Origin of the sequence: Burkholderia sp. Z1, from assembly GCF_014893795.1 — a bacterium.
Classification (GTDB): domain Bacteria; phylum Pseudomonadota; class Gammaproteobacteria; order Burkholderiales; family Burkholderiaceae; genus Burkholderia; species Burkholderia theae.
On the sequence record NZ_JACFYL010000003.1, the window covers coordinates 267,692 to 287,739 of the forward strand.

Consider the following 20,048-nt stretch of genomic DNA (forward strand, 5'->3'; position numbering starts at 1 on the left):
ACCCGGCCCTGACTCGAAGATTACGAAGCTGTTATCTGCGTGCCGAGCCGCAGATTTCAGGATTGTCATGTGGCGGTCAGCGTCGTGCCGGCCGCGATGACCAGAATGAAGGTGTCGGGCGGCGAACCGCATTCGCGGCACCGCCGGCGGCGCATCGACGATGCGTCCTCATCGAACCGTTCCGGGAGTTTCATCATGAATCGCAAACTGATCGCAGCCACCGCGCTGCTCGCACTCGCAATCGGCACGCCGGTCGCCGCTTTCGCACAGACGTCGTCGTCGGGCCTGACGCGCGCCGACGTGATCGCCCAGCTGGTCCAGGCGCAGCGCGACGGCACCGTGCCGACGTCGAACTGGGACTATCCGCCGAGCACGCAGACGATCTCGCGCAATGCCGAGCTTTATGCGATCGCGCACGGCGAACCGGGCACCGCGACCGCGTCGACGTCCGTGCCGTCCGTCAATGCGCAGTAAAGCGGGAGCCGGGCGATGAAGGTTCTTTCCCGACTGGCGATCGCCGCGCTGCTCGCGGTGGCGGTCGCGCCGGCCTTTGCGCGCGGGATGCCGCAACTGCCGGATGACGATGGCGGGCGCGCCAGCGTGTTACGCGAGTTGAATCCGACGCGGGTAAGTGACGACACGCGGGCGCACGCTGCAAGCGTCGTTTCGAATCAGGATCGCGACACCGACAGGAAGGCGGTGGCATGCCGGAACTGAGCCGCGGCGACGGCCGTCATGCGTTCCGGTTTCGGCGTGGACCGGCGGACGCACGCGCGGCATGCATGCAGCCGCGCGATCGTCCAGGGTTCAACGTGCGTCACGTATTCGGCGAAACCTCGGTCGCCGCAGGCACCACCACCGACACCGATTCGTCGGCCAGCGCCCACCGCTTCACGAGCCCCGCGATGACGAGCACGGCCACCGCACCCGTCAGCGGCGCAACCGCCATCATCGGGAGAATCTGGCCGAGCCCCAATCCCGCGCTCAGGATGGCTGCGCCGGCAAACGCGCTGCCGATGGCGCCCAGCCGCCCGAACGCATGCATCCAGCTCAGGCCGGTGGAGCGCGCGACGGTCGGGTAGAAGCGCGCGGTCAACGCGTTCATCCCCGTATTGGTGCCGGGTATGAACCATCCCCACGCGAACGCGAGCACCTGCAACGCGCCGAACGTCGACTGCATCCCATGGACTGCCCAGAGCGACACGGCTGCCAGGCAAAAGCTCAACGCGATCGTCCGGTATCGATCGAAGCGATCCATCAGCCAGCCGATCGCGATCGAGCCCAGCGTGCCGCCCCAGTTCAGGAAGCCGACCATGATCGCGCCCTGCGCACTCGTGTAGCCGGCCTCTTTCGCCATCGTCGGCAGCCAGTTGTAGAGCAGGTAGGTGACGAACAGCCCGACGAAATAACACAGCCAGATGAGGACCGTGCCGGCGACGTAGCGCTTCGACAGGATGGTGCCGATCGCGCCGCCTTTCACCCTGGGCTGGGCCGGCAGGAAGAATGACGTATCGGCCGGCACGCGCGTCCGGCCGATCGCGGACAGAATTTTCGCGATCCGTTCGGGACGCTTGTTCTGAACCGTCAGGAATGCCACCGATTCCGGCAGCCAGCGCATCAGAAGCGGCACGCACACCACGGCCAGCGCGCCGCCGACCGTGAGCATCGTGCGCCATCCGTAGCTCGGAATGATCCAGGCCGCGATGAAGCCGCACAGTGCGGCGCCCACCGTGAAGCCGCTGTACACGATCGTCACGAGGAACGAGCGCCGGCGTTCCGGCACGTACTCGGACCACAGCGTCACGACGTTCGGCATCACGGCGCCGAGACCGAGCCCGGTGACGAACCGGATCGGCAGCATCGTCGCGAGCGACGTGGCGTGCGCGGTGGCCAGCGTCCCGAGGCCGATGATCAGCACGCTGGCGACCAGCACGCGCTTGCGCCCGAACCGGTCGGCAATCGGCCCGCCGAGCAGTGCGCCCGCCGCCAGGCCGAACAACGCGGCGCTCAGTACCGGCGCCAGCGCGTTCTTGGTGACGCCCCATTCCTTGATCAGTTCGGGGACGACGAAGCCGATGATGACGGTATCCCAGCCGTCCAGCGAGATCACGACGAACGTGAGAAACCCGACCAGCCACTGAAACGGGCTGACCGCGCGCGCGTCGATGAACTCACGGACATTGATGGACCTTCCTGCTGCCGGCATGGCTGTCTCCTGCGATGGGCACCGGGCCCTTGTATGGCGTCGGTCGGACCCCGACGCGATGCCCCGCAGTGTTGGATCGCCGAAATTCCGCGTCCAACAAGAAATTCCGTTTGCGCCGACAAGGAAACGTTATCGGTCTGCCTGGCTCGCTGGCTGCCCGGGCATGCCGTCGCCCAGTTTTTCCAGCAGGAACTCGGCGAAGAGCGCGACAGCCTGCGGCAGCGGCGGGCGGCTCGTATAGACGAGCTGCAGCCCGAGGCCGGTGCTCGAGCGTCGATAGGAGGGCAATACCCGCACGAGTTTTCCTTGTTCGATCGCCGGTTCGGCGAGCAACTGCGGCAGCAGCGCGATCCCGAGCCCGGCGACGCACGCCTGCACCACCACGCGCATGTCGTTCACCGAGAAGCGGCCATCGATTGCGATTTCCTGAGTACCGCGCGGCCCCTGCAGGCGCCACATGCTGCGGCCCTGGCGGCTGGAAACCGTCAGGCAATCGTGTTCGGCGAGATCGCGCGGCGTGCGCGGCGCGGCACGCCGTTCCAGGTACGCAGGGCTGGCCGCGAGGATCATCGTGCCCGGCGCGATCCGGCGCACGCGGAAGCTGCCGCCGGTCTCGATGCCCATCCGCAGCGCGAGGTCGATGCGCTCGCCGATCAGGTCGGCCGGCGTGTCGTCGAGCAGGAAGTCGATGCTGATCTGCGGATAACGCGCATAGAACTCGGCCAGCCATTCGAGCCGGAAGAATTCGAACAGGCCGGCCATCGCGGTCACGCGAACCGTGCCGGACGGTTCCTGCTCGTCCGCATGCAGCCGCTCGATCTCGAAGATCCGGTCGAGTGCCGGCGCATAGCGCTCGAACAGCGTCTGGCCCTCCGTGCTCGGCGCGAGCTTGCGGGTCGAGCGATGCAGCAGGCGCGTGCCGAGTTGCCCTTCGAGCTGGTCGATGCGCCGGCTCAGCGTATTGGCCGGCATGCGCAGGCGCCGCGCGGCCTCCGAGAAGCTGCCGGCGCGGACGACCTGGACGAACAGCGCGAGATCATTCAGATCGAGCATCGGATTCATCCAAAAATGGATTAATCAAATCCTATTTATCCGTCTAGTGTAAAGCAGCTTCAGTCTCCATACTCGTATCACGCTACAGACGAACACCTGACGTCCCAAGGAGATTGAATTGAACAAGCATCTGACGATCGTGGCAGGCGCACTCGCCGCATCGCTGTCGTTTTCCGCATTCGCGGCCGCGTCGACGTACCAGCTCGATCCGGACCATACGTACCCGAGCTTCGAGGCCGATCACATCGGCGGCCTGTCGGTCTGGCGCGGCAAGTTCGACAAATCGAGCGGCACCGTGACGCTCGATCGTGCGGCCAAGACGGGCACCGTCGAAGTGACGACCGCCATTGCGTCGGTGCATACGGGCAGCACGAAGCTCGACCAGGACCTGCAATCGAACCAGTTCTTCGATGCGTCGAAGTTCCCGGACGCGACCTACAAGGGTGCGATCACGTTCAACGGCGACAAGCCGGCGACGGTCGTCGGCAATCTCACGATGCATGGCGTGACGCGGCCGCTGACGCTGAAGATCGATTCGTTCAAGTGCATGCCGCATCCGATGCTCAAGCGCGAAGTGTGCGGCGTCGATGCGGTGGGCGAGTTCGATCGCAGCGAGTTCGGCGTCGATTTCGGCAAGACGTACGGCTTCAGCATGAAGACGCGCCTGCTGATCACGGCCGAAGCCCTCAAGCAATAAGCCCTTTCGGAGAATCCTCATGAAACTGCTGCATATCGATTCCAGCATCCTCGGCCAAGGCTCGGTCAGCCGTGAACTGTCGGCGGAAGCCGTCGCGACTTTCCGCGGCCGCACCCCCGGCCTCACGGTGACGCGCCTCGATCTCGCCGCCACGCCGATCGGCCATCTGACGGCCGACCACCTCGCCGCCGCGCAAGGCGCACCGATCGACGACGCGCTGAAGGCGGACGTCGAGATCGGCCAGCGCGCGCTCGACGAATTTCTCGCGGCCGACATCGTGGTCGTCGGCGCACCGATGTACAACTTCGGCATTGCATCGCAGCTGAAGGCGTGGATCGACCGCATCTCCGTCGCCGGCAAGACGTTTCGCTACGGCGAGAACGGGCCGATCGGCCTGTGCGTCGGCAAGAAGCTGGTCGTCGCGTCGTCGCGCGGCGGCGTGTACAGCGAAGGCTCGCCGGCGGCCGCGTTCGATCATCAGGAAACCTATCTGAAAGCGGCGTTCGGCTTCCTCGGCATCACGGACATCACGTTCATTCGCGCGGAAGGCGTGGCGATGGGGCAGGACAAGCGCAGCGGCGCCATCGCATCGGCGAAGGAAGCGGCGGCTGCGCTCGCGGCCTGACGCAACGCGCCGGATACCAGCTACTGGAGAACCACCATGTCGAATGCCACGCAACCCGCAGTCGCCGTCGCCGAGCGTCACGTCGTGTTCCGTACGCGCGGCCACGCGCACGGGCCGGTCGTCCGGATGGCGAGCCCGTCCGACGTTGGCGAGATGATCAAGCCGTTCGTCTTTCTCGACCTGATCGATACGCAGGCGCCGCTGGGGCAGCCGGCCTTCGGCTGGCATCCGCATTCGGGGATCGCGACGCTGACGCTCGCGATCGACGGACGCGGCACCTACGCCGAATCCACCGGCCACGCAGGCACGATGGAGGCGGGCGACATCGAATGGATGAGCGCCGGGCGCGGCGTCTGGCATACGGGCACCGTCGTGCCGCCGGTCAAGGCGTTCCAGTTATGGGTCGCGCTGCCGCCCGGGCGCGAGCTGGCGCCGGCGTTCAGCCAGCACCTGTCGATCGACGATATCCCGTCGGACGGCCCGGCGCGCGTGCTGCTCGGCCGCAGCGGCGACGCGGTCAGCCCGATCGATGCGCCGCCGGGCATCAACTACTTCGTCGTGACCCTCAAGGCCGGCGAGCGCTGGACCTGCCAGCCGCAGCAGGGCGCGCGGGTCGGCTGGACGGCGGTGATGGATGGCAGCCTGCTTACGCCGGACCCGGTCGGGCAGGGCGAGCTGGCGGTGTTCGACCCGTCCGACGCCGCGATCGAATTCGACGCGGTGACCGACGTGCGCTTCGTGGTCGGCACGGCCATCCCGCATCCGCACGATCTCCATCTGGGCAACTACTCGGTGCACACGAGCGCCGCCGCGCTGGTGGAGGGCGAGCGTGAAATCGTGCGCATCGGCCACGAACTGCGCGCCAAGGGCGCGTTGCGCTGATCCGGCAGACGCCGTTTCATCACGACGCAGGGTATCGACGAGGGCAAGCGCTGGCTTGCCCTCGTCGTGCTGTGTCCGGGCATGCCGATGATCGTGCCGTCCGCCGCCTCCCTCTGAATCCGAAGCAGACCCCAATCTCCCTTTCTGCCGCCGCCTGCCGTCATTCCGTTCACGGAATCGTGACGCGGCGTGCCCGGCGCTGCCGCCACGCCGGGCTTCCCCGCGCATCAGTGTTTATACGTATGCCGGTTCGGATATCGCTCCCATCCAAGATTTCATTGGAAGGTTATCGGACTTGTTCCTAGACTGATGCGGGGCATGCAGACCGGGCCGGCCGGACGCACCGGCCAGCGCCGCCCCGAACCGCGTCCGCGCCAAGCAGAACCAGAACAGCGCCGCGGCATACAACGACATCATCGGAGACGGACCATGACATTCATCAGGAAGCTGGCGGCCGGTGCGATCGTCGCCGCGGCGACGGTACTGGCGCCGAGCGCGTTCGCCCAGCAAAAGCCGATCACGCTCGGGTTCTCGCAGGTGGGCGCGGAGAGCGCGTGGCGCACCGCGAACACCGTGTCGGTGAAGGGCGCGGCGAAGGATGCCGGCATCAACCTGAAATTCTCGGACGCGCAGCAGAAGCAGGAGAACCAGATCCGCGCGATCCGCTCGTTCATCGCGCAGAAGGTCGACGTGATCGCGTTCTCGCCGGTCGTCGAATCGGGCTGGGAGCCGGTGCTGACCGAGGCGAAGGCCGCGCACATCCCGGTGATCCTGACCGACCGCGGCGTCGACGTGAAGGATCCGTCGCTGTACGTGACGATGATCGGCTCGGACTTCCTCGAGGAAGGGCGGCGCGCCGGCCACTGGATGGAAGAGCACTACAAGAACGACGCGGGCCCGATCAACATCGTCGAGCTGCAGGGCACGGTCGGCTCGGCACCGGCCAACGATCGCCGCGCCGGCCTGCTCGAAGTGATCAAGAACAATCCGAAATTCAAGGTGATCGCGTCGCAGAGCGGCGACTTCACGCTCGCCGGTGGCAAGCAGGTGATGGAAGCGTTCGCGAAGACCTACGGCAAGCAGATCAACGTCGTCTATGCGCACAACGACGACATGGCGCTCGGCGCGATCCAGGCGATGGAAGAGGCCGGCATCAAGCCCGGCAAGGACGTGAGCGTCGTGTCGTTCGATGCGACCAAGGGCGGCTTCCAGGCGATGGTCGCCGGCAAGATCAACGTCGACGTCGAATGCAGTCCGCTGCTCGGCCCGCAACTGATGACTGCGGTGAAGGACGTCGTCGCCGGCAAGCAGTTGCCCAAGCGCATCGTGACGAACGAGACCGTGTTCCCGATGAACGTCGCGGCGCAGGTGATGCCGACCCGCAAATACTGACCTGGCCCGCATGGGCGGCGGCGTAGCAGCCGCCGCCCGCAACCGCTTCGATGGAGGGTTGATGACGAATCCGCCGGTGGTCGAGATGATCGACATCGACAAGTCGTTTCCGGGCGTCAGCGCGCTGCAGCGCGTGAGCTTCCGGCTGTTTCCGGGCGAGATCCACGCGCTGATGGGCCAGAACGGCGCGGGCAAGTCGACGCTGATCAACGTGCTCACCGGCGTGCATGCGCACGATGCGGGCGAGATTCGCGTCGGCGGCGAGGCCGTGCGCTTCGCCGCGCCGCGCGACGCCGAGGCGGCCGGGATCCAGACGCTCTATCAGGAAGTGAACTTGTGCGCGAACCTGTCGGTCGCGGAGAACATCTTCGCGGGCCGGCAGCCGATGCGGCGCGGCGCGATTGACTGGAACGCGATCCATGCACGGGCGCGCGCCGCGCTGGCCGAACTCGACCTGTCGCTCGACGTCACGCGCTCGCTCGACGCGTATCCGATCGCGGTGCAGCAGATGGTCGCGATCGCGCGCGCGGTGTCGGTCGATGCGCGTGTGCTGATTCTCGACGAACCGACGTCGAGCCTCGACGACGGCGAGGTCGCGCGGCTGTTCGACGTGCTGCGCCGGCTGAAGGCTTCGGGCATCGCGATCCTGTTCGTCACGCATTTCCTCGAGCAGACCTACGCGGTGTCCGACCGGATCACCGTGATGCGCAACGGCGAGCGCGAAGGCGAATATCTGGCGCGCGACCTGCCGGTCGACACGCTGGTCGCGAAGATGACGGGCCGCGAACGGATGTCCGACACGCTGCAGGCGGGTGCCGCCGCGGTCGAGCGGACCGCCGGCACGGCCGCGCCGTTCCTGTCGCTGCAGCAGGTCGGCCGGCGCGGGATGATGAGCCCGCTCGATCTCGACGTGCGGCCCGGCGAGATCGTCGGGCTGGCCGGGCTGCTCGGCTCGGGGCGCACCGAAACCGCGCAGCTCGCGTTCGCCGCGGAGCGCACCGACACCGGCGCGATCGAGATCGACGGCACGCGCAAGCGGCTCGCGTCGCCGCATGATGCGGTCAGGCACGGAATCGCGTACTGCCCGGAAGACCGCAAGAAGGAGGGCATCGTCGCCGCGCTGTCGATCCGCGAGAACATCATCCTCGCGCTGCAGGCGCGGCGCGGCTGGTGGCGGCTGATTGGACGCGCGCGTCAGCGCGAGATCGCCGACACGTATATCGCGCGGCTCGGCATCAAGGCGCGCGACGCGGAGCAGCCGATCGGGCTGCTGTCGGGCGGCAACCAGCAGAAGGTGCTGCTCGCGCGCTGGCTCGCGACCGACCCGAAGCTGCTGATTCTCGACGAGCCGACCCGCGGCATCGACGTCGCCGCGAAGTTCGACATCATGGAGCGCGTGCTCGCGCTGTGCGCGACCGGGCTCGCGATCCTGTTCATCTCGTCGGAGATCGGCGAGGTCGTGCGCGTGAGCCACCGGATCGCGGTGCTGCGCGACCGGCGCAAGGTCGCCGAGCTGACCGGCGCCGACGCGTCCGAAGAGCAGGTTTACCGGCTGATCGCGGGAGGCCAGTCATGATGCGTGTGCGCACGCTGTTTCGTCATCCGCTCGCGTGGCCGGTGCTGACGCTCGCGCTGCTGTTCGCGCTCGACGTCGCGCATCGTCCGGGCTTCCTGGCGATTTCACTGCTCGACGGCCACCTGTTCGGCGCGCCGATCGACATCCTGAACCGCGCGGCGCCGCTCGTGATCGTGTCGCTCGGCATGACGCTCGTGATCGCAACGCGCGGGATCGACATCTCGGTCGGCGCGATCGTCGCGATCGCCGGCGCGGCCGCGGCAATCGTGCTCGATGCGGACCCGTCGCGGATCGGCGTGGCGCTGGCCGCGGCGCTCGGCGTCGGGCTGCTCGCAGGCGCATGGAACGGCCTGCTCGTCGCGTTCGTCGGGATGCAGCCGATCATCGCGACGCTGATCCTGATGGTGGCCGGGCGGGGCGTCGCGCAACTGCTGACGGGCGGCCAGATCATTCCGATCGGCGCGCCCGGCTACCTCGCGCTCGGCGGCGGGTATCTGGCGACGGTGCCGTGCTCGGTGTGGATCGCGGTCGCGACGATCGCCGCGACCGCGCTGCTGGTGAACCGCACGGCGCTCGGGCTGTTCATCCGCGCGATCGGCGTGAACCCGGTCGCGACGCGGCTCGTCGGGCTGCGCTCGGGCGCGGTCGTGTTCGGCGTGTATCTGTGTTCCGGTGTGATGTCGGCGCTCGCCGGCATCCTCGCGAGCTCGAACGTGCGCAGCGCCGACGGCAACAACGCGGGGCTGCTGCTCGAACTCGACGCGATCCTCGCGGTGACGCTCGGCGGCACGTCGCTGCTCGGCGGCCGCTTCAGTCTCGCCGGTTCGGTGCTCGGCGCGCTGATCATCCAGACGTTGACCTACACGACCTATTCGATCGGCGTGCCGCCGGAGGCGACGCTGGTCGTCAAGGCGGTCGTCGTGATCGTCGTGACGCTGATCCAGTCGGACGCGGCGCGCGCGCTCGTCGTCCGGCACGCGTCGCGGCTGCTGCCTTCCGCGCGTTCGCGCGCCACTCCCGGAGCGACACCGCGATGAACCGATTTCTTGGCCGGCTCGCCGACCCGCGCACGCTGCCGATCGTCGTGACGATCGTGCTGTTCGCCGCGCTGTTCGGTTTCGGGTCCGTGATGTACACGGGATTCTTCTCGATGCAGGTGCTGACCGGGCTGTTCGTCGACAACGCGTTCCTGCTGATCGTCGCGATCGGGATGACGTTCGTGATCGTGTCGGGCGGCATCGACCTGTCGGTCGGCTCAGTCGTTGCGCTGACAACGATATTCTGCGCGGTCGGCGCCGAGCGGCTGCACTGGCCCGTGTGGGTGATCGTGCCGCTGGTGCTGGCGTTCGGCGCGCTGTACGGCGCGGCGATGGGCGCGCTGATTCATTATTTCCGGCTGCAGCCGTTCATCGTCACGCTGGCCGGGATGTTTCTCGCGCGCGGCGCGTGCTTCCTGATCACGACGCAGTCGATCACGATCAACGAGCCGACGTTTCATGCGATCGCGGGCATCAGCGTGCCGGTCGGCGGCGGCACGTTGAGCGCGGGTGCACTGGTCGCGCTCGTGACGCTGGCCGTCGCGATCTACGTCGCGCATTTCACGCGCTTCGGCCGCAACGTGTACGCGATCGGCGGCAACGAACGATCGGCGCTGCTGATGGGGTTGCCGGTCGCGCGCACGAAGATCGGCGTCTATGCGTTGAGCGGGCTGTGTTCGGCGCTCGGCGGCGTGGTGTTCACGCTGTATGTGCTGTCGGGCTACGGACTGCAGGCGCAGGGGATGGAACTCGACGCGATCGCCGCGACCGTGATCGGCGGCACGCTGCTCACGGGCGGCGTGGGTTACGTGATCGGCTCGGTGTTCGGCGTCGGCATCCTCGGCACGATCCAGGTGCTGATCACGTTCGACGGCACGTTGAGCTCGTGGTGGACGCGGATCGTGATCGGCGCGCTGCTGTGCGTGTTCTGCGTGCTGCAGCGGGTCATCGAGCGGCATGCGGCGCGGCGGCGTACCGGTGGCACGGGGCTCGACCCGCAACGGCCGAAGCGCGACACCGCGCACGCGCGGCCGGCCGAGCCTGGCGAGGATGCGGCGCTCGTCTCGACGATGCGGCGCGTGTAGTGGATTGCACGACGCGCGCTGCGTCGTGACGAGCAGCGGCGCAGCGGCGCGGGCGGTACTTTGCCGCGGGTGTCTGTCGAAGGCGGCCGCCGCGCGCGTTACGCGCGAACGGCTACGCGGTACAGCGTGGTCTGTCGATAGACGGCGCCCGGCTGCAGGATGACGTCGTCGCACAGGCCAGCCATGTTGACCTGATCCGGAAAGCCGCCGGCTTCGACGCACAACGCGGCATGTCGCGCGCAACGCGTGCCGCCGCTCACGCGCACGTCGTCGAGATAGTTGCCCGTATAGAGTTGCAGGCCGCGCTGATCGGTCGATACGACCAGTTCGCGGCCGCTTTCCGGATCGTAGATGCCGGCGACAGGCCGGACCGCGCGCGCACGGTCGCGCAGCACGAAGCAGTGATCGAAGCCGCGCGCCCGCGCGAGTTGCGCATGCGGCCAGTCGAGGCGTGCGCCGAGCGGCGCGCTCTGCCGAAAATCGAAGGCCGTGCCGGTCACGTCGGCGGTGCCGGTCGGGATCAGCGCGTCGTCGACTTCGAGGAACGCGTCGGCGTCGATGCTCAGCACGTGGCCGCGCACGTCGCTGCCCGCGCGGCCGCTGAGGTTGAAATAGCTGTGATTCGTCAGGTTGAGCGGCGTGCGCGCGTCGGTGACGCCGGTGTAGTCGATCGTCAGCGTGCCGTCGTCGTCGAGCGTGTAGCGAACCAGCACGCTCACGTTGCCCGGAAAACCCGCATCGCCTTCGGGCGAATCGAGCCGCAGCGTCAGCCCGCCGCAGTCGTCGACGACTTCCCAGCGCTGGCGATGAAAGCCGCTCGCGCCGCCATGCAGCAGGTTGTCGTTCTCGTTGCGATCGAGCGAGTAGTCGACCCCGTCGAGCGTGAAGCGCGCGCCGGCGATCCGGTTCGCCCAGCGGCCGATCGTCGCGCCGAGGTAGACACCCGATTCGAGGTATTCCGCGGGCGTGTCGTGCGCGAGCACGATATCGGCGAAGCGTCCGGTGCGGTCGGGCGCGAGCCACGACACGACGGTCGCGCCGAGGTCGCTGACGACGACGCGCATCCCGTGCGTGTTGCGCAGCGTGTAGCGCCGCACCGGTTCGCCGTCGGGCAGCGTGCCCCACGGCTCGGAGGACACGCGGGCGACGCCGGGCGTCAGGCGGGGGGAATCGGTATCGATGTGCATGGGTGGATTCGAGGTGAACGGCGAGCTTCAGTGCGCGGCGACCGCGCGTTCCTGGTATTCGCGCGGTGTGCAACCCAGCTCGCGCCGGAACACCGCGTACATGTATTGGAGCGACGTGAACCCGCAGCGGATCGCGACTTCGGCGCTCGACGCCTGCCGGCCGGCGAGCAACGCCTGCGCCGCTTCGAGTTTGTGGCGCAGGATTTCCTGGTGCACGGTGCGCTGCAGTTCGCGCCGGAAGTGCTCTTCGAGCAGCGAGCGCGACACGCCGACGTAGTCCGCCACCTGCTCGGTCTTGATGCCCTGGCACGCGTACTGGCGAATGAAGTGGCGTGCGTGCATCACGTACGGACTCGTGAGCGGCTGGTGGCGAGTCGATTCGAACACGTTGATCCCGACGGGCGGCACGAGAATCCGCCGGTCGGGAAAACGCGCGCCGCGCAGCATCTGGTGCAGCAGGTGCGCGGCGGTACGGCCCATTTCCTCGGTGCCCTGGATCACGGACGACAGCGGAATGCGCGTGAGCGTGCGTGTGAGCGGGTCGTTGTCGATGCCGATGATCGCGACCTGTTCCGGCACCGCGAGGCCGGCGATCAGGCACGCCTGCAGCAGGTGCCGCGCGCGCGCGTCGGTCACCGCAATGATGCCGACAGGCTTCGGCAGCGCATGCAGCCAGCCGATCAGCTGCTCGATCGCGTGGTTCCACCCCGACGCGCTCGTCGACAGCCCGCGGTAGATCGCCGCATCGGCGCCGTCCGCGTGCGAGAGCCGCTCGAACGCGCGTTCACGCTGCTGCGCCCAGCGGTTCTCCTGCGCGACGGGCAGGCTGTACATCGCGAAGTGCGGCAGCCCGGCGCCGATCAGGTGCGTGTACGCGAGCGACACGAGCTTCGCGTTGTCGGTCGCGATATACGGCACGTCGTCCGGATACTGCGCCGGATCCTCGTACGACGAGCCGACCGCGACGATCGGCAGCGGCGAGCCGGCGAGCGCGTCGGCGACGGCCGGATCGTCGAAGTCCGCGATGATGCCGTCGCCGTCGAAGCGCTCGATGCCGGCGAGCCGGCAGCGGAAGTCGTCTTCGAGGAACAGGTCCCAGACCACGCGCGTCGAGCGCAGGTACTGGCCGATGCCGCTGATGATCTCGCGGTCGTAGACCTTGTTGGCGTTGAACAGCAGCGCGATGCGGTGCGGCGTCTGGGTGGAAGGGGCGCGATTCATCTCGGTCTCGAAGCGCGCGCCGACCATGGCGTCGCGTCGTTGTCTCCGGGCGCGCGGGCCAGGCCGCGCGGCTGTCTGATCTGTCTGGTGTCCGGCGATTGTAGGACGGAATGTGGGCCGTGCGCAGCGCACTGGCAAGAAACGTTAAGCGTGCTGCGCAATTTCGCAATTGCGGGTGCGAGGGCGTGCGGGCACGATCCAGCCAGATCGAATTCGGCTCGCACGCCACCGCGATGCGCGCCGCACTGCAACAAGAAACCGGACGGAGACGCCATGTCGTATTTCGAACATATTCCCGCGATTCGCTACGAAGGTCCGCAGTCGGACAACCCGCTGGCCTACCGGTATTACGACCGCACGAAACAGGTGCTCGGCAAGACGCTCGAGGAACACCTGCGGATCGCGGTGTGCTACTGGCACACGTTCGTGTGGCCCGGCCACGATATCTTCGGCCAGGGCGCGTTCCGACGGCCATGGCAGCAGCCGGGCGACCCGCTCGAGCGGGCGCGGCAGAAGGCCGATGCGGCATTCGAGTTCTTCACGAAGCTCGGCACGCCGTTCTATACGTTCCACGACACCGACGTGTCGCCGGAGGGCGATAGCCTGCGCGAGTACGTCGAGCACTTCGCGCGGATGACTGACTATCTGGCCGAGCGTCAGCAGACGACGGGCGTTCGGCTGCTGTGGGGCACCGCGAACCTGTTCTCGCATCCGCGCTTCGCGGCGGGCGCGGCGACCAACCCGAACCCCGATGTATTCGCGTGGGCGGCCACCCAGGTGCGCCACGCGCTCGACGCGACGCATCGGCTCGGCGGCGAGAACTACGTGCTGTGGGGCGGCCGCGAAGGGTACGAGACGCTGCTCAATACCGATCTCGTGCGCGAGCGCGAGCAGTTCGCCCGCTTCCTGTCGATGGTCGTCGAGCACAAGCACCGGATCGGCTTCAACGGCGCGCTGCTGATCGAGCCCAAGCCGCAGGAGCCGACCAAGCACCAGTACGACTACGACGTCGCGACCGTGCACGGTTTCCTCACGCAATACGGATTGCAGAACGAGATCCGCGTGAATATCGAAGCGAACCACGCGACGCTCGCCGGCCATTCGTTCCATCACGAGATCGCGAACGCGTTCGCGCTCGATGTGTTCGGCAGCGTCGATGCGAATCGCGGCGATGCGCAGAACGGCTGGGACACCGACCAGTTCCCGAACAGCGTCGAGGAGCTGACCCTCGCGTTCTACGAGATCCTGCGTCACGGCGGCTTCACCACCGGCGGCATGAACTTCGACGCGAAGGTGCGTCGCCAGAGCGTCGATCCGGAAGACCTGTTCTACGGCCATGTCGGCGCGATCGACGTGCTCGCGCTGGCCGTCGAGCGCGCGGCCGTGCTGGTCGAAAACGACCGGCTCGACGCGCTGCGCCGGCAGCGCTACGCGCAGTGGGACAGCGCATTCGGCCGCGAGATCCTGTCGGGCGGCTACACGCTGGAGTCGCTCGCCGCCGACGCGCTCGCGCGCGGCGTGAACCCGCAGCATGCAAGCGGCGCGCAGGAACGGCTCGAGAACATCGTGAACCAGGCGATCTACGGGCTGCGCTAACACTATGTATATCGGACTCGATCTCGGCACGTCGGGCGTGAAGGCCGTGCTGCTCGACCGCGACGGTACGGTGCGCGCCAGCGCGAGCCGGCCGCTGGCGGTGAGCCGGCCGCGGCCGCGCTGGTCCGAACAGGCGCCGCGCGACTGGTGGGATGCGGCGTGCGGCGCGCTGGCGGCGCTGGTCGCCGACGCGCGCGCGGCCGGCATCGATCCGCGCGACATCGACGCGCTCGGCCTGACCGGGCAGATGCACGGCGCGACGCTGCTCGATGCACGCGGCGACGTGCTGCGCCCCGCGATCCTGTGGAACGACGGTCGCGCGGACGCCGAGTGCGCGGAGCTCGAGCGGCTGGCGCCCACGCTGCGCGCCGTCGCCGGCAACCTCGCGATGCCGGGTTTCACCGCGCCGAAGCTGCTGTGGGTGCGCCGGCACGAGCCGGACGTGTTCGCGCGCATCGCCCACGTGCTGTTGCCGAAGGATTATCTGCGCTACCGGCTGACCGGCGTGTTCGCGACCGATCCGTCGGATGCCGCCGGCACGCTGTGGCTCGACGTCGAGAAGCGCGACTACGACGACACGCTGCTCGCCGCGTGCGGGCTGTCGCGCGCACAGGTGCCCGCCGTGTTCGAGGGCAATCGCATCACCGGCACGCTGCAGCCGGCGGTCGCGCGTGCACTGGGGTTGCGCGACATTCCGGTCGTCGCGGGCGGCGGCGACAACGCGGCCGGTGCGGTCGGTGTCGGCATCGTGCGGCCCGGCGATGCGCTGCTGTCGCTCGGCACGTCGGGCGTGTATTTCGCGGTGTCGGACGGTTTTCGCGCGAATCCGGAGTCGGCGGTCCACAGCTTCTGTCACGCATTGCCGCGCACCTGGCACCTGATGTCGGTGATGCTGAATGCGGCCGGGTGCGTCGATTTCACCGCGCAACTGGCCGGCTACGACGGCGTCGCGGCGCTGCTCGCCGACGCCGAGGCGAACGCGCGCGCGGATCGTCCGTGGTTCCTGCCTTATCTGAGCGGCGAGCGCACGCCGCACAACGACGTGAATGCGAAAGGCGTGTTCTACGGGCTGACGCCCGACACGCAGCGCGCGGACCTCGCGAACGCGACGCTCGAGGGCGTCGGCTTCGCGCTGCTCGACGGGATCGACGCGCTGCATGCGGCCGGGCTCGCACCCGACGGCATCACGGTCATCGGCGGCGGCTCGCGCAGCGCGTACTGGACACAGATGCTCGCCGACCTGAGCGGCCGCGCGCTGACCTTGCGCGCGGGCGGCGAAGTCGGGCCGGCGCTTGGCGCCGCGCGGCTCGCGCATCTCGCGCTCGAACCGGATGCGCCGCTCGACGCGGTGTGCCCGCAGCCGCCCGTGGTGGCCGTGCGCGAGCCCGACATGGCGCGCCACGCGTGGTATCGCGACGTGCGGCGGCCGACGTTTCGCGCGCTGTATCGCGCGCTCGAACCGGTGTTTGCGGCAGGTGCGGGCCTTGAGGCATAACGCCGTGCCGTGCGGTAGCTAGACGATGGGCGGCGTGCTTCGGCGGCCGCCCGGCGTTCGTGGGGTTGTCCAATAAAGAGAGGAGTTGGAGACATGAAATCCGTAACGCGTCGTACCGTATTGAATGCACTGGCAGGCGCCGCTGCGCTGGCGGCCCTCACGCTGGGCGCACCGCTCGCGCATGCGAGCAAGGACAAGCCGGAGATCGGCTTCTGCATCGACGACCTGCGGGTCGAGCGCTGGTCGCGCGATCGCGACTACTTCGTGGCCGCCGCCACGAAGCTCGGCGCGAAAGTGTCCGTGCAGTCCGCGGACGCGAGCGAGGAGCGGCAGATCTCGCAGATCGAGAACCTGATCTCGCGCGGCGTGGACGTGATCGTGATCGTGCCGTTCAATTCGAAGACGCTCGGCAACGTCGTCGCCGAGGCACGCAAGGCGGGCATCAAGGTCGTGTCGTACGACCGGCTGATCCTCGACGCCGACGTCGATGCGTATATCTCGTTCGACAACGAGAAGGTCGGCGAGCTGCAGGCGCAGGGCGTCTACGACGCGAAGCCGAAGGGCAATTATTTCCTGCTCGGCGGCGCGCCGACCGACAACAACGCGAAGATGCTGCGCGAAGGACAGCTGAAGGTGCTGAAGCCGGCGATCGATCGCGGTGACATCAAGCTCGTCGGCCAGCAGTGGGTGCCTGAATGGAGTGCGTCGACCGCGCTGCGGATCGTCGAGGATGCGCTGACCGCGAACAACAACAAGATCGATGCGATCGTCGCGTCGAACGACGGCACCGCGGGCGGCGCGATCCAGGCACTCGCCGCGCAGCGCCTGGCCGGCAAGGTGCCGGTGTCCGGGCAGGATGCGGACCTCGCGGCGGTCAAGCGGGTGATCGCCGGCACGCAGACGATGACCGTCTACAAGCCGCTCAAGCTGATCGCGAGCGAAGCGGCCAAGCTCGCGGTGGACCTCGCGAAGGGCACGAAGCCCGCCTTCAACGCGCAATACGACAACGGCAAGAAGAAGGTCGACACGGTGCTGCTGCAGCCGACGCTGCTGACCAAGCGCAACGTCGACATCGTCGTGAAGGACGGCTTCTATACCCAGGCGCAGCTGGCGAGCCAGTAACGGCGCGGCGCGCGGGCGGCCCACCGGGGCGTCCGCGCGCATACTGCGAGGCATGAGCGAATGACCGAACCCTTGCTGACGATGCGCGGCATCGTCAAGGATTTCGACGGCGTGAAAGCGCTCGACGGCATCGACCTGATGGTGCGGCCGGGCGAGTGCGTGGGGCTGTGCGGCGAGAACGGCGCGGGCAAATCGACGCTGATGAAGGTGTTGTCGGGCGTCTATCCGCACGGTACGTGGGACGGCGAGATCCGCTGGGAAGGCGCGCCGCTCGTCGCGTCCGGCGTGCGCGACACCGAGCGCGCGGGCATCGTGATCATCCACCAGGAACTGATGCTCGTGCCCGAACTGTCGGTTGCCGAGAACATTTTCCTCGGCAACGAGATCACGCTGCCGGGCGGGCGCATGCATTACGCGGCGATGGTCCAGCGTGCCGAGGCACTGCTGCACGAGTTGCGGATCGACTCGATCAACGTCGCGCAGCCGGTGATGAACTACGGCGGCGGGCACCAGCAACTGATCGAGATCGCGAAGGCGCTGAACAAGCGCGCGAAGCTGCTGATCCTCGACGAGCCGTCGTCGTCGCTGAGCGCCGCGGAGACGCGGATCCTGCTCGACATCGTGCGCGACCTGAAACGTCGCGGCGTCGCGTGCGTGTACATCTCGCACAAGCTCGACGAGGTCGAGGCCGTGTGCGACACGGTGACCGTGATCCGCGACGGCCGCCATGTCGCGACCGAACCGATGCGCGCGCTGACGACCGACCGGATCATCGCGATGATGGTCGGCCGCGAGATCCGCGACCTGTATCCGCGCGAGCCGCACGAGATCGGCGACGTCGTGCTGGAAGCGCGCCACGTGACCTGTCGCGACATGACGAACCCGCGCCGCAAGCGGGTCGACGACGTGTCGTTCAGCGTGCGGCGCGGCGAAATCCTCGGCGTCGCCGGGCTCGTCGGCGCGGGCCGCACCGAGCTGATGCAGGCGATCTTCGGCGCGTATCCGGGTGCGTGCACGGCGACCGTGCTGATGAACGGCCGGCCGCTCACGATCCGCTCGCCTGCCGACGCGATCCGCGCGGGCATCGCGATGGTGCCCGAGGATCGCAAGCGCCACGGCATCGTGCCGCAGCTCGGCGTCGGTCACAACATCACGCTGGCGGTGCTGCGGCGCTTCGCGGCGCGCGGGCGGATCGATGCGGCCGCCGAGCTGGACGCGATCCGCACCGAGATGCAGCGGCTGTCGGTGCGCGCCGCGCACCCGTTCCTGCCGATCTCGAGCCTGTCCGGCGGCAACCAGCAGAAGGCCGTGCTCGCCAAGATGCTGCTGGCCGAGCCGCAGGTGCTGATTCTCGACGAGCCGACCCGCGGCGTCGACGTGGGCGCGAAGGCCGAGATCTACCGGCTCGTGTTCGCGCTCGCGAAGCGCGGCGTCGCGTTGATCGTCGTGTCGTCGGAAATGCCCGAGGTGCTCGGGCTCGCCGATCGCGTATTGGTGATCGGCGAGGGCGAACTGCGCGGCGATTTCGTCAACGACGGTCTGACGCAGGAACAGATTCTGGGCGCCGCGCTGAAACCCGGCCGGCTGCCGACCGAACCCACCGCAACGAGCACGACATGAATTCCGAACTTTCCTCTTCTACCGCCGCGACGCCGGACGCCGACACGCGTCGTCCAACTGGCCGTCCGCTTCGCCAGATTTTCGTGCGCTACAAGGTGCTCGCGCTGCTGTTCGCGGTCGTGGCGATCTGGGCGTTCTTCTCGGTGCTGACCGATGGCGCGTTCGTCACGCCGCGCAACGTGTCAAACCTGCTGCGGCAGATGTCGATCACCGGCATGCTCGCGTGCGGGATGGTGTTCGTGATCATCGCGGGCGAGATCGACCTGTCGGTCGGTTCGCTGCTTGGGCTGCTCGGCGGTGTCGCGGCGATTCTCGACGTGAACCGCCACTGGCCGCTTGCCGCGACGGTGCCGACCGTGCTCGCGCTCGGCGTGCTGGTCGGGCTCTTCAACGGCTGGTGGTCGACCTACCGGCGCGTGCCGTCGTTCATCGTCGGGCTGGGCGGGATGCTCGCGTTTCGCGGGATTCTGCTCGGCGTGACGGGCGGCTCGACGATCGCGCCGGTGTCGGACGGCTTCGTGTTCCTCGGGCAGGGTTATCTGCCGCGCACGGCGGGGGACGGTCTCGCGCTGCTGCTGTTCGCGCTCGTCGTGCTGCTGGTCGTGCGGCAGCGCGGCACGCGGCGCCGCTACCGGCTCGCGGTCGCGCCGGTGTGGCAGGACGCCGTGAAGATTGCGGGCGCGGGCGCGGTGCTGTTCGCGTTCGTCGCGACGCTCGACCGCTACGGCGGCATTCCGGTGCCGGTGCTGTTGCTGCTCGCGCTGCTCGGCGTCTTCTCGTGGATCGCGACGCAGACCGTGTTCGGCCGGCGTATCTATGCGGTCGGCTCGAATCTCGAGGCAACGCGGCTGTCGGGCGTCGATACCGATCGCGTGAAGCTCGCGATCTTCGCGCTGATGGGGCTGATGTGCGCGTTCGCCGGCATCGTGAACACCGCGCGGCTCGCGGCCGGCTCGCCGTCCGCAGGCACGATGGGCGAACTCGACGCGATCGCCGCGTGCTTCATCGGCGGCACGTCGATGCGCGGCGGGTCGGGCACCGTCTACGGCGCGCTGATCGGCGCGCTCGTGATGGCGAGCCTCGACAACGGCATGTCGATGCTCGACGTCGACGCGTACTGGCAGATGATCGTCAAGGGCGCGGTGCTGGTGCTGGCGGTGTGGATCGACGTGGTGTCGCGCTCGAACCGGCGCTGACGCGGCGCCCGGTCGTCAGTCAAAGAGAGAGGCAGACATGAAGCGGAACACGGTGCCC

The 20,048-nt window shown here is 68.0% G+C and carries 18 protein-coding genes; 14 read left to right on the top strand and 4 right to left on the bottom strand.

The window, feature by feature from the left end:
* Positions 1-195 precede the first annotated feature (195 nt).
* Together H3H55_RS33565 and H3H55_RS33570 are read left to right on the top strand one after the other, a co-directional pair.
* On the top strand, positions 196-474 hold the full coding sequence (locus tag H3H55_RS33565) for a DUF4148 domain-containing protein (protein WP_129518354.1): 279 nt from the start codon (positions 196-198) through the stop codon (positions 472-474).
* 15 nt (positions 475-489) lie between these two features.
* A complete protein-coding gene (locus H3H55_RS33570) occupies positions 490-717 on the top strand; it encodes a hypothetical protein (protein ID WP_193102529.1) in 228 nt (75 codons plus the stop codon).
* Positions 718-817: 100 nt separating this feature from the next.
* Here H3H55_RS33570 and H3H55_RS33575 read toward each other — a convergent pair whose 3' ends face one another.
* A complete protein-coding gene (locus H3H55_RS33575; protein WP_193102530.1) occupies positions 818-2,206 on the bottom strand; it encodes an MFS transporter in 1,389 nt (462 codons plus the stop codon).
* Positions 2,207-2,335: 129 nt separating this feature from the next.
* Positions 2,336-3,259, bottom strand: a complete 924-nt coding sequence (locus H3H55_RS33580; protein ID WP_193102531.1) for a LysR family transcriptional regulator — start codon at positions 3,257-3,259, stop codon at positions 2,336-2,338.
* 118 nt (positions 3,260-3,377) lie between these two features.
* On the opposite strand from H3H55_RS33580, the gene H3H55_RS33585 reads away from it, so the two are divergent.
* The 7 genes from H3H55_RS33585 (at position 3,378) to yjfF (ending at position 10,553) form a co-directional block, all read left to right on the top strand.
* Entirely contained in the window at positions 3,378-3,956 is a 579-nt protein-coding gene (locus H3H55_RS33585; protein ID WP_129518350.1) for a YceI family protein, read from the top strand.
* A 19-nt stretch (positions 3,957-3,975) separates the two neighbouring features.
* Complete coding sequence (locus tag H3H55_RS33590) at positions 3,976-4,581, top strand: FMN-dependent NADH-azoreductase (protein WP_193102532.1); 606 nt, start codon at positions 3,976-3,978, stop codon at positions 4,579-4,581.
* A gap of 36 nt (positions 4,582-4,617) precedes the next feature.
* Complete coding sequence (locus H3H55_RS33595) at positions 4,618-5,463, top strand: pirin family protein (RefSeq protein WP_193102533.1); 846 nt, start codon at positions 4,618-4,620, stop codon at positions 5,461-5,463.
* A 429-nt stretch (positions 5,464-5,892) separates the two neighbouring features.
* On the top strand, positions 5,893-6,855 hold the full coding sequence (locus H3H55_RS33600) for an ABC transporter substrate-binding protein (RefSeq protein ID WP_129518347.1): 963 nt from the start codon (positions 5,893-5,895) through the stop codon (positions 6,853-6,855).
* 61 nt (positions 6,856-6,916) lie between these two features.
* Positions 6,917-8,431: a sugar ABC transporter ATP-binding protein gene (locus H3H55_RS33605; protein WP_193102534.1), complete on the top strand. Its 1,515-nt coding sequence runs from the start codon at positions 6,917-6,919 to the stop codon at positions 8,429-8,431.
* Positions 8,428-9,468, top strand: a complete 1,041-nt coding sequence (locus tag H3H55_RS33610) for an ABC transporter permease (RefSeq protein WP_193102535.1) — start codon at positions 8,428-8,430, stop codon at positions 9,466-9,468. Before H3H55_RS33605 ends, H3H55_RS33610 begins: the two co-directional genes overlap by 4 nt.
* Positions 9,465-10,553, top strand: coding sequence for a galactofuranose ABC transporter, permease protein YjfF (gene yjfF / locus H3H55_RS33615; protein WP_193102536.1), 1,089 nt, complete (start codon positions 9,465-9,467; stop codon positions 10,551-10,553). Before H3H55_RS33610 ends, yjfF begins: the two co-directional genes overlap by 4 nt.
* A 98-nt stretch (positions 10,554-10,651) precedes the next feature.
* Here yjfF and H3H55_RS33620 read toward each other — a convergent pair whose 3' ends face one another.
* Together H3H55_RS33620 and H3H55_RS33625 are read right to left on the bottom strand one after the other, a co-directional pair.
* Entirely contained in the window at positions 10,652-11,740 is a 1,089-nt protein-coding gene (locus tag H3H55_RS33620) for an aldose epimerase family protein (protein WP_193102537.1), read from the bottom strand.
* Between the two features lie 27 nt (positions 11,741-11,767).
* On the bottom strand, positions 11,768-12,961 hold the full coding sequence (locus tag H3H55_RS33625; protein WP_193102538.1) for a XylR family transcriptional regulator: 1,194 nt from the start codon (positions 12,959-12,961) through the stop codon (positions 11,768-11,770).
* A 273-nt stretch (positions 12,962-13,234) separates the two neighbouring features.
* Here H3H55_RS33625 and xylA point away from each other — a divergent pair, with 273 nt between their 5' ends.
* The 5 genes from xylA to H3H55_RS33650 all read left to right on the top strand — a co-directional run bounded on the left by xylA (position 13,235) and on the right by H3H55_RS33650 (position 19,990).
* Entirely contained in the window at positions 13,235-14,557 is a 1,323-nt protein-coding gene (gene xylA / locus H3H55_RS33630; RefSeq protein WP_193102539.1) for a xylose isomerase, read from the top strand.
* 4 nt (positions 14,558-14,561) lie between these two features.
* On the top strand, positions 14,562-16,052 hold the full coding sequence (gene xylB, locus H3H55_RS33635) for a xylulokinase (RefSeq protein ID WP_193102540.1): 1,491 nt from the start codon (positions 14,562-14,564) through the stop codon (positions 16,050-16,052).
* A gap of 93 nt (positions 16,053-16,145) precedes the next feature.
* Positions 16,146-17,174, top strand: a complete 1,029-nt coding sequence (gene xylF / locus H3H55_RS33640; RefSeq protein WP_193102541.1) for a D-xylose ABC transporter substrate-binding protein — start codon at positions 16,146-16,148, stop codon at positions 17,172-17,174.
* Positions 17,175-17,234: 60 nt separating this feature from the next.
* On the top strand, positions 17,235-18,794 hold the full coding sequence (xylG, locus tag H3H55_RS33645) for a D-xylose ABC transporter ATP-binding protein (protein ID WP_193102542.1): 1,560 nt from the start codon (positions 17,235-17,237) through the stop codon (positions 18,792-18,794).
* Entirely contained in the window at positions 18,791-19,990 is a 1,200-nt protein-coding gene (locus H3H55_RS33650; protein ID WP_193102543.1) for a sugar ABC transporter permease, read from the top strand. Before xylG ends, H3H55_RS33650 begins: the two co-directional genes overlap by 4 nt.
* Positions 19,991-20,048: the final 58 nt, after the last annotated feature.

Coding starts and splice junctions, on each gene's coding strand:
- H3H55_RS33580 (WP_193102531.1), bottom strand. CDS start 3,259: ATGCTCGATCTGAATGATCTCGCGCTGTTCGTCCAGGTCGTCCGCGCC.
- H3H55_RS33650 (WP_193102543.1), top strand. CDS start 18,791: ATGAATTCCGAACTTTCCTCTTCTACCGCCGCGACGCCGGACGCCGAC.
- H3H55_RS33600 (WP_129518347.1), top strand. CDS start 5,893: ATGACATTCATCAGGAAGCTGGCGGCCGGTGCGATCGTCGCCGCGGCG.
- H3H55_RS33625 (WP_193102538.1), bottom strand. CDS start 12,961: ATGAATCGCGCCCCTTCCACCCAGACGCCGCACCGCATCGCGCTGCTG.
- yjfF (WP_193102536.1), top strand. CDS start 9,465: ATGAACCGATTTCTTGGCCGGCTCGCCGACCCGCGCACGCTGCCGATC.
- xylA (WP_193102539.1), top strand. CDS start 13,235: ATGTCGTATTTCGAACATATTCCCGCGATTCGCTACGAAGGTCCGCAG.
- H3H55_RS33605 (WP_193102534.1), top strand. CDS start 6,917: ATGACGAATCCGCCGGTGGTCGAGATGATCGACATCGACAAGTCGTTT.
- H3H55_RS33565 (WP_129518354.1), top strand. CDS start 196: ATGAATCGCAAACTGATCGCAGCCACCGCGCTGCTCGCACTCGCAATC.
- H3H55_RS33570 (WP_193102529.1), top strand. CDS start 490: ATGAAGGTTCTTTCCCGACTGGCGATCGCCGCGCTGCTCGCGGTGGCG.
- H3H55_RS33620 (WP_193102537.1), bottom strand. CDS start 11,740: ATGCACATCGATACCGATTCCCCCCGCCTGACGCCCGGCGTCGCCCGC.
- H3H55_RS33610 (WP_193102535.1), top strand. CDS start 8,428: ATGATGCGTGTGCGCACGCTGTTTCGTCATCCGCTCGCGTGGCCGGTG.
- xylG (WP_193102542.1), top strand. CDS start 17,235: ATGACCGAACCCTTGCTGACGATGCGCGGCATCGTCAAGGATTTCGAC.
- H3H55_RS33575 (WP_193102530.1), bottom strand. CDS start 2,206: ATGCCGGCAGCAGGAAGGTCCATCAATGTCCGTGAGTTCATCGACGCG.
- H3H55_RS33595 (WP_193102533.1), top strand. CDS start 4,618: ATGTCGAATGCCACGCAACCCGCAGTCGCCGTCGCCGAGCGTCACGTC.
- xylF (WP_193102541.1), top strand. CDS start 16,146: ATGAAATCCGTAACGCGTCGTACCGTATTGAATGCACTGGCAGGCGCC.
- xylB (WP_193102540.1), top strand. CDS start 14,562: ATGTATATCGGACTCGATCTCGGCACGTCGGGCGTGAAGGCCGTGCTG.
- H3H55_RS33590 (WP_193102532.1), top strand. CDS start 3,976: ATGAAACTGCTGCATATCGATTCCAGCATCCTCGGCCAAGGCTCGGTC.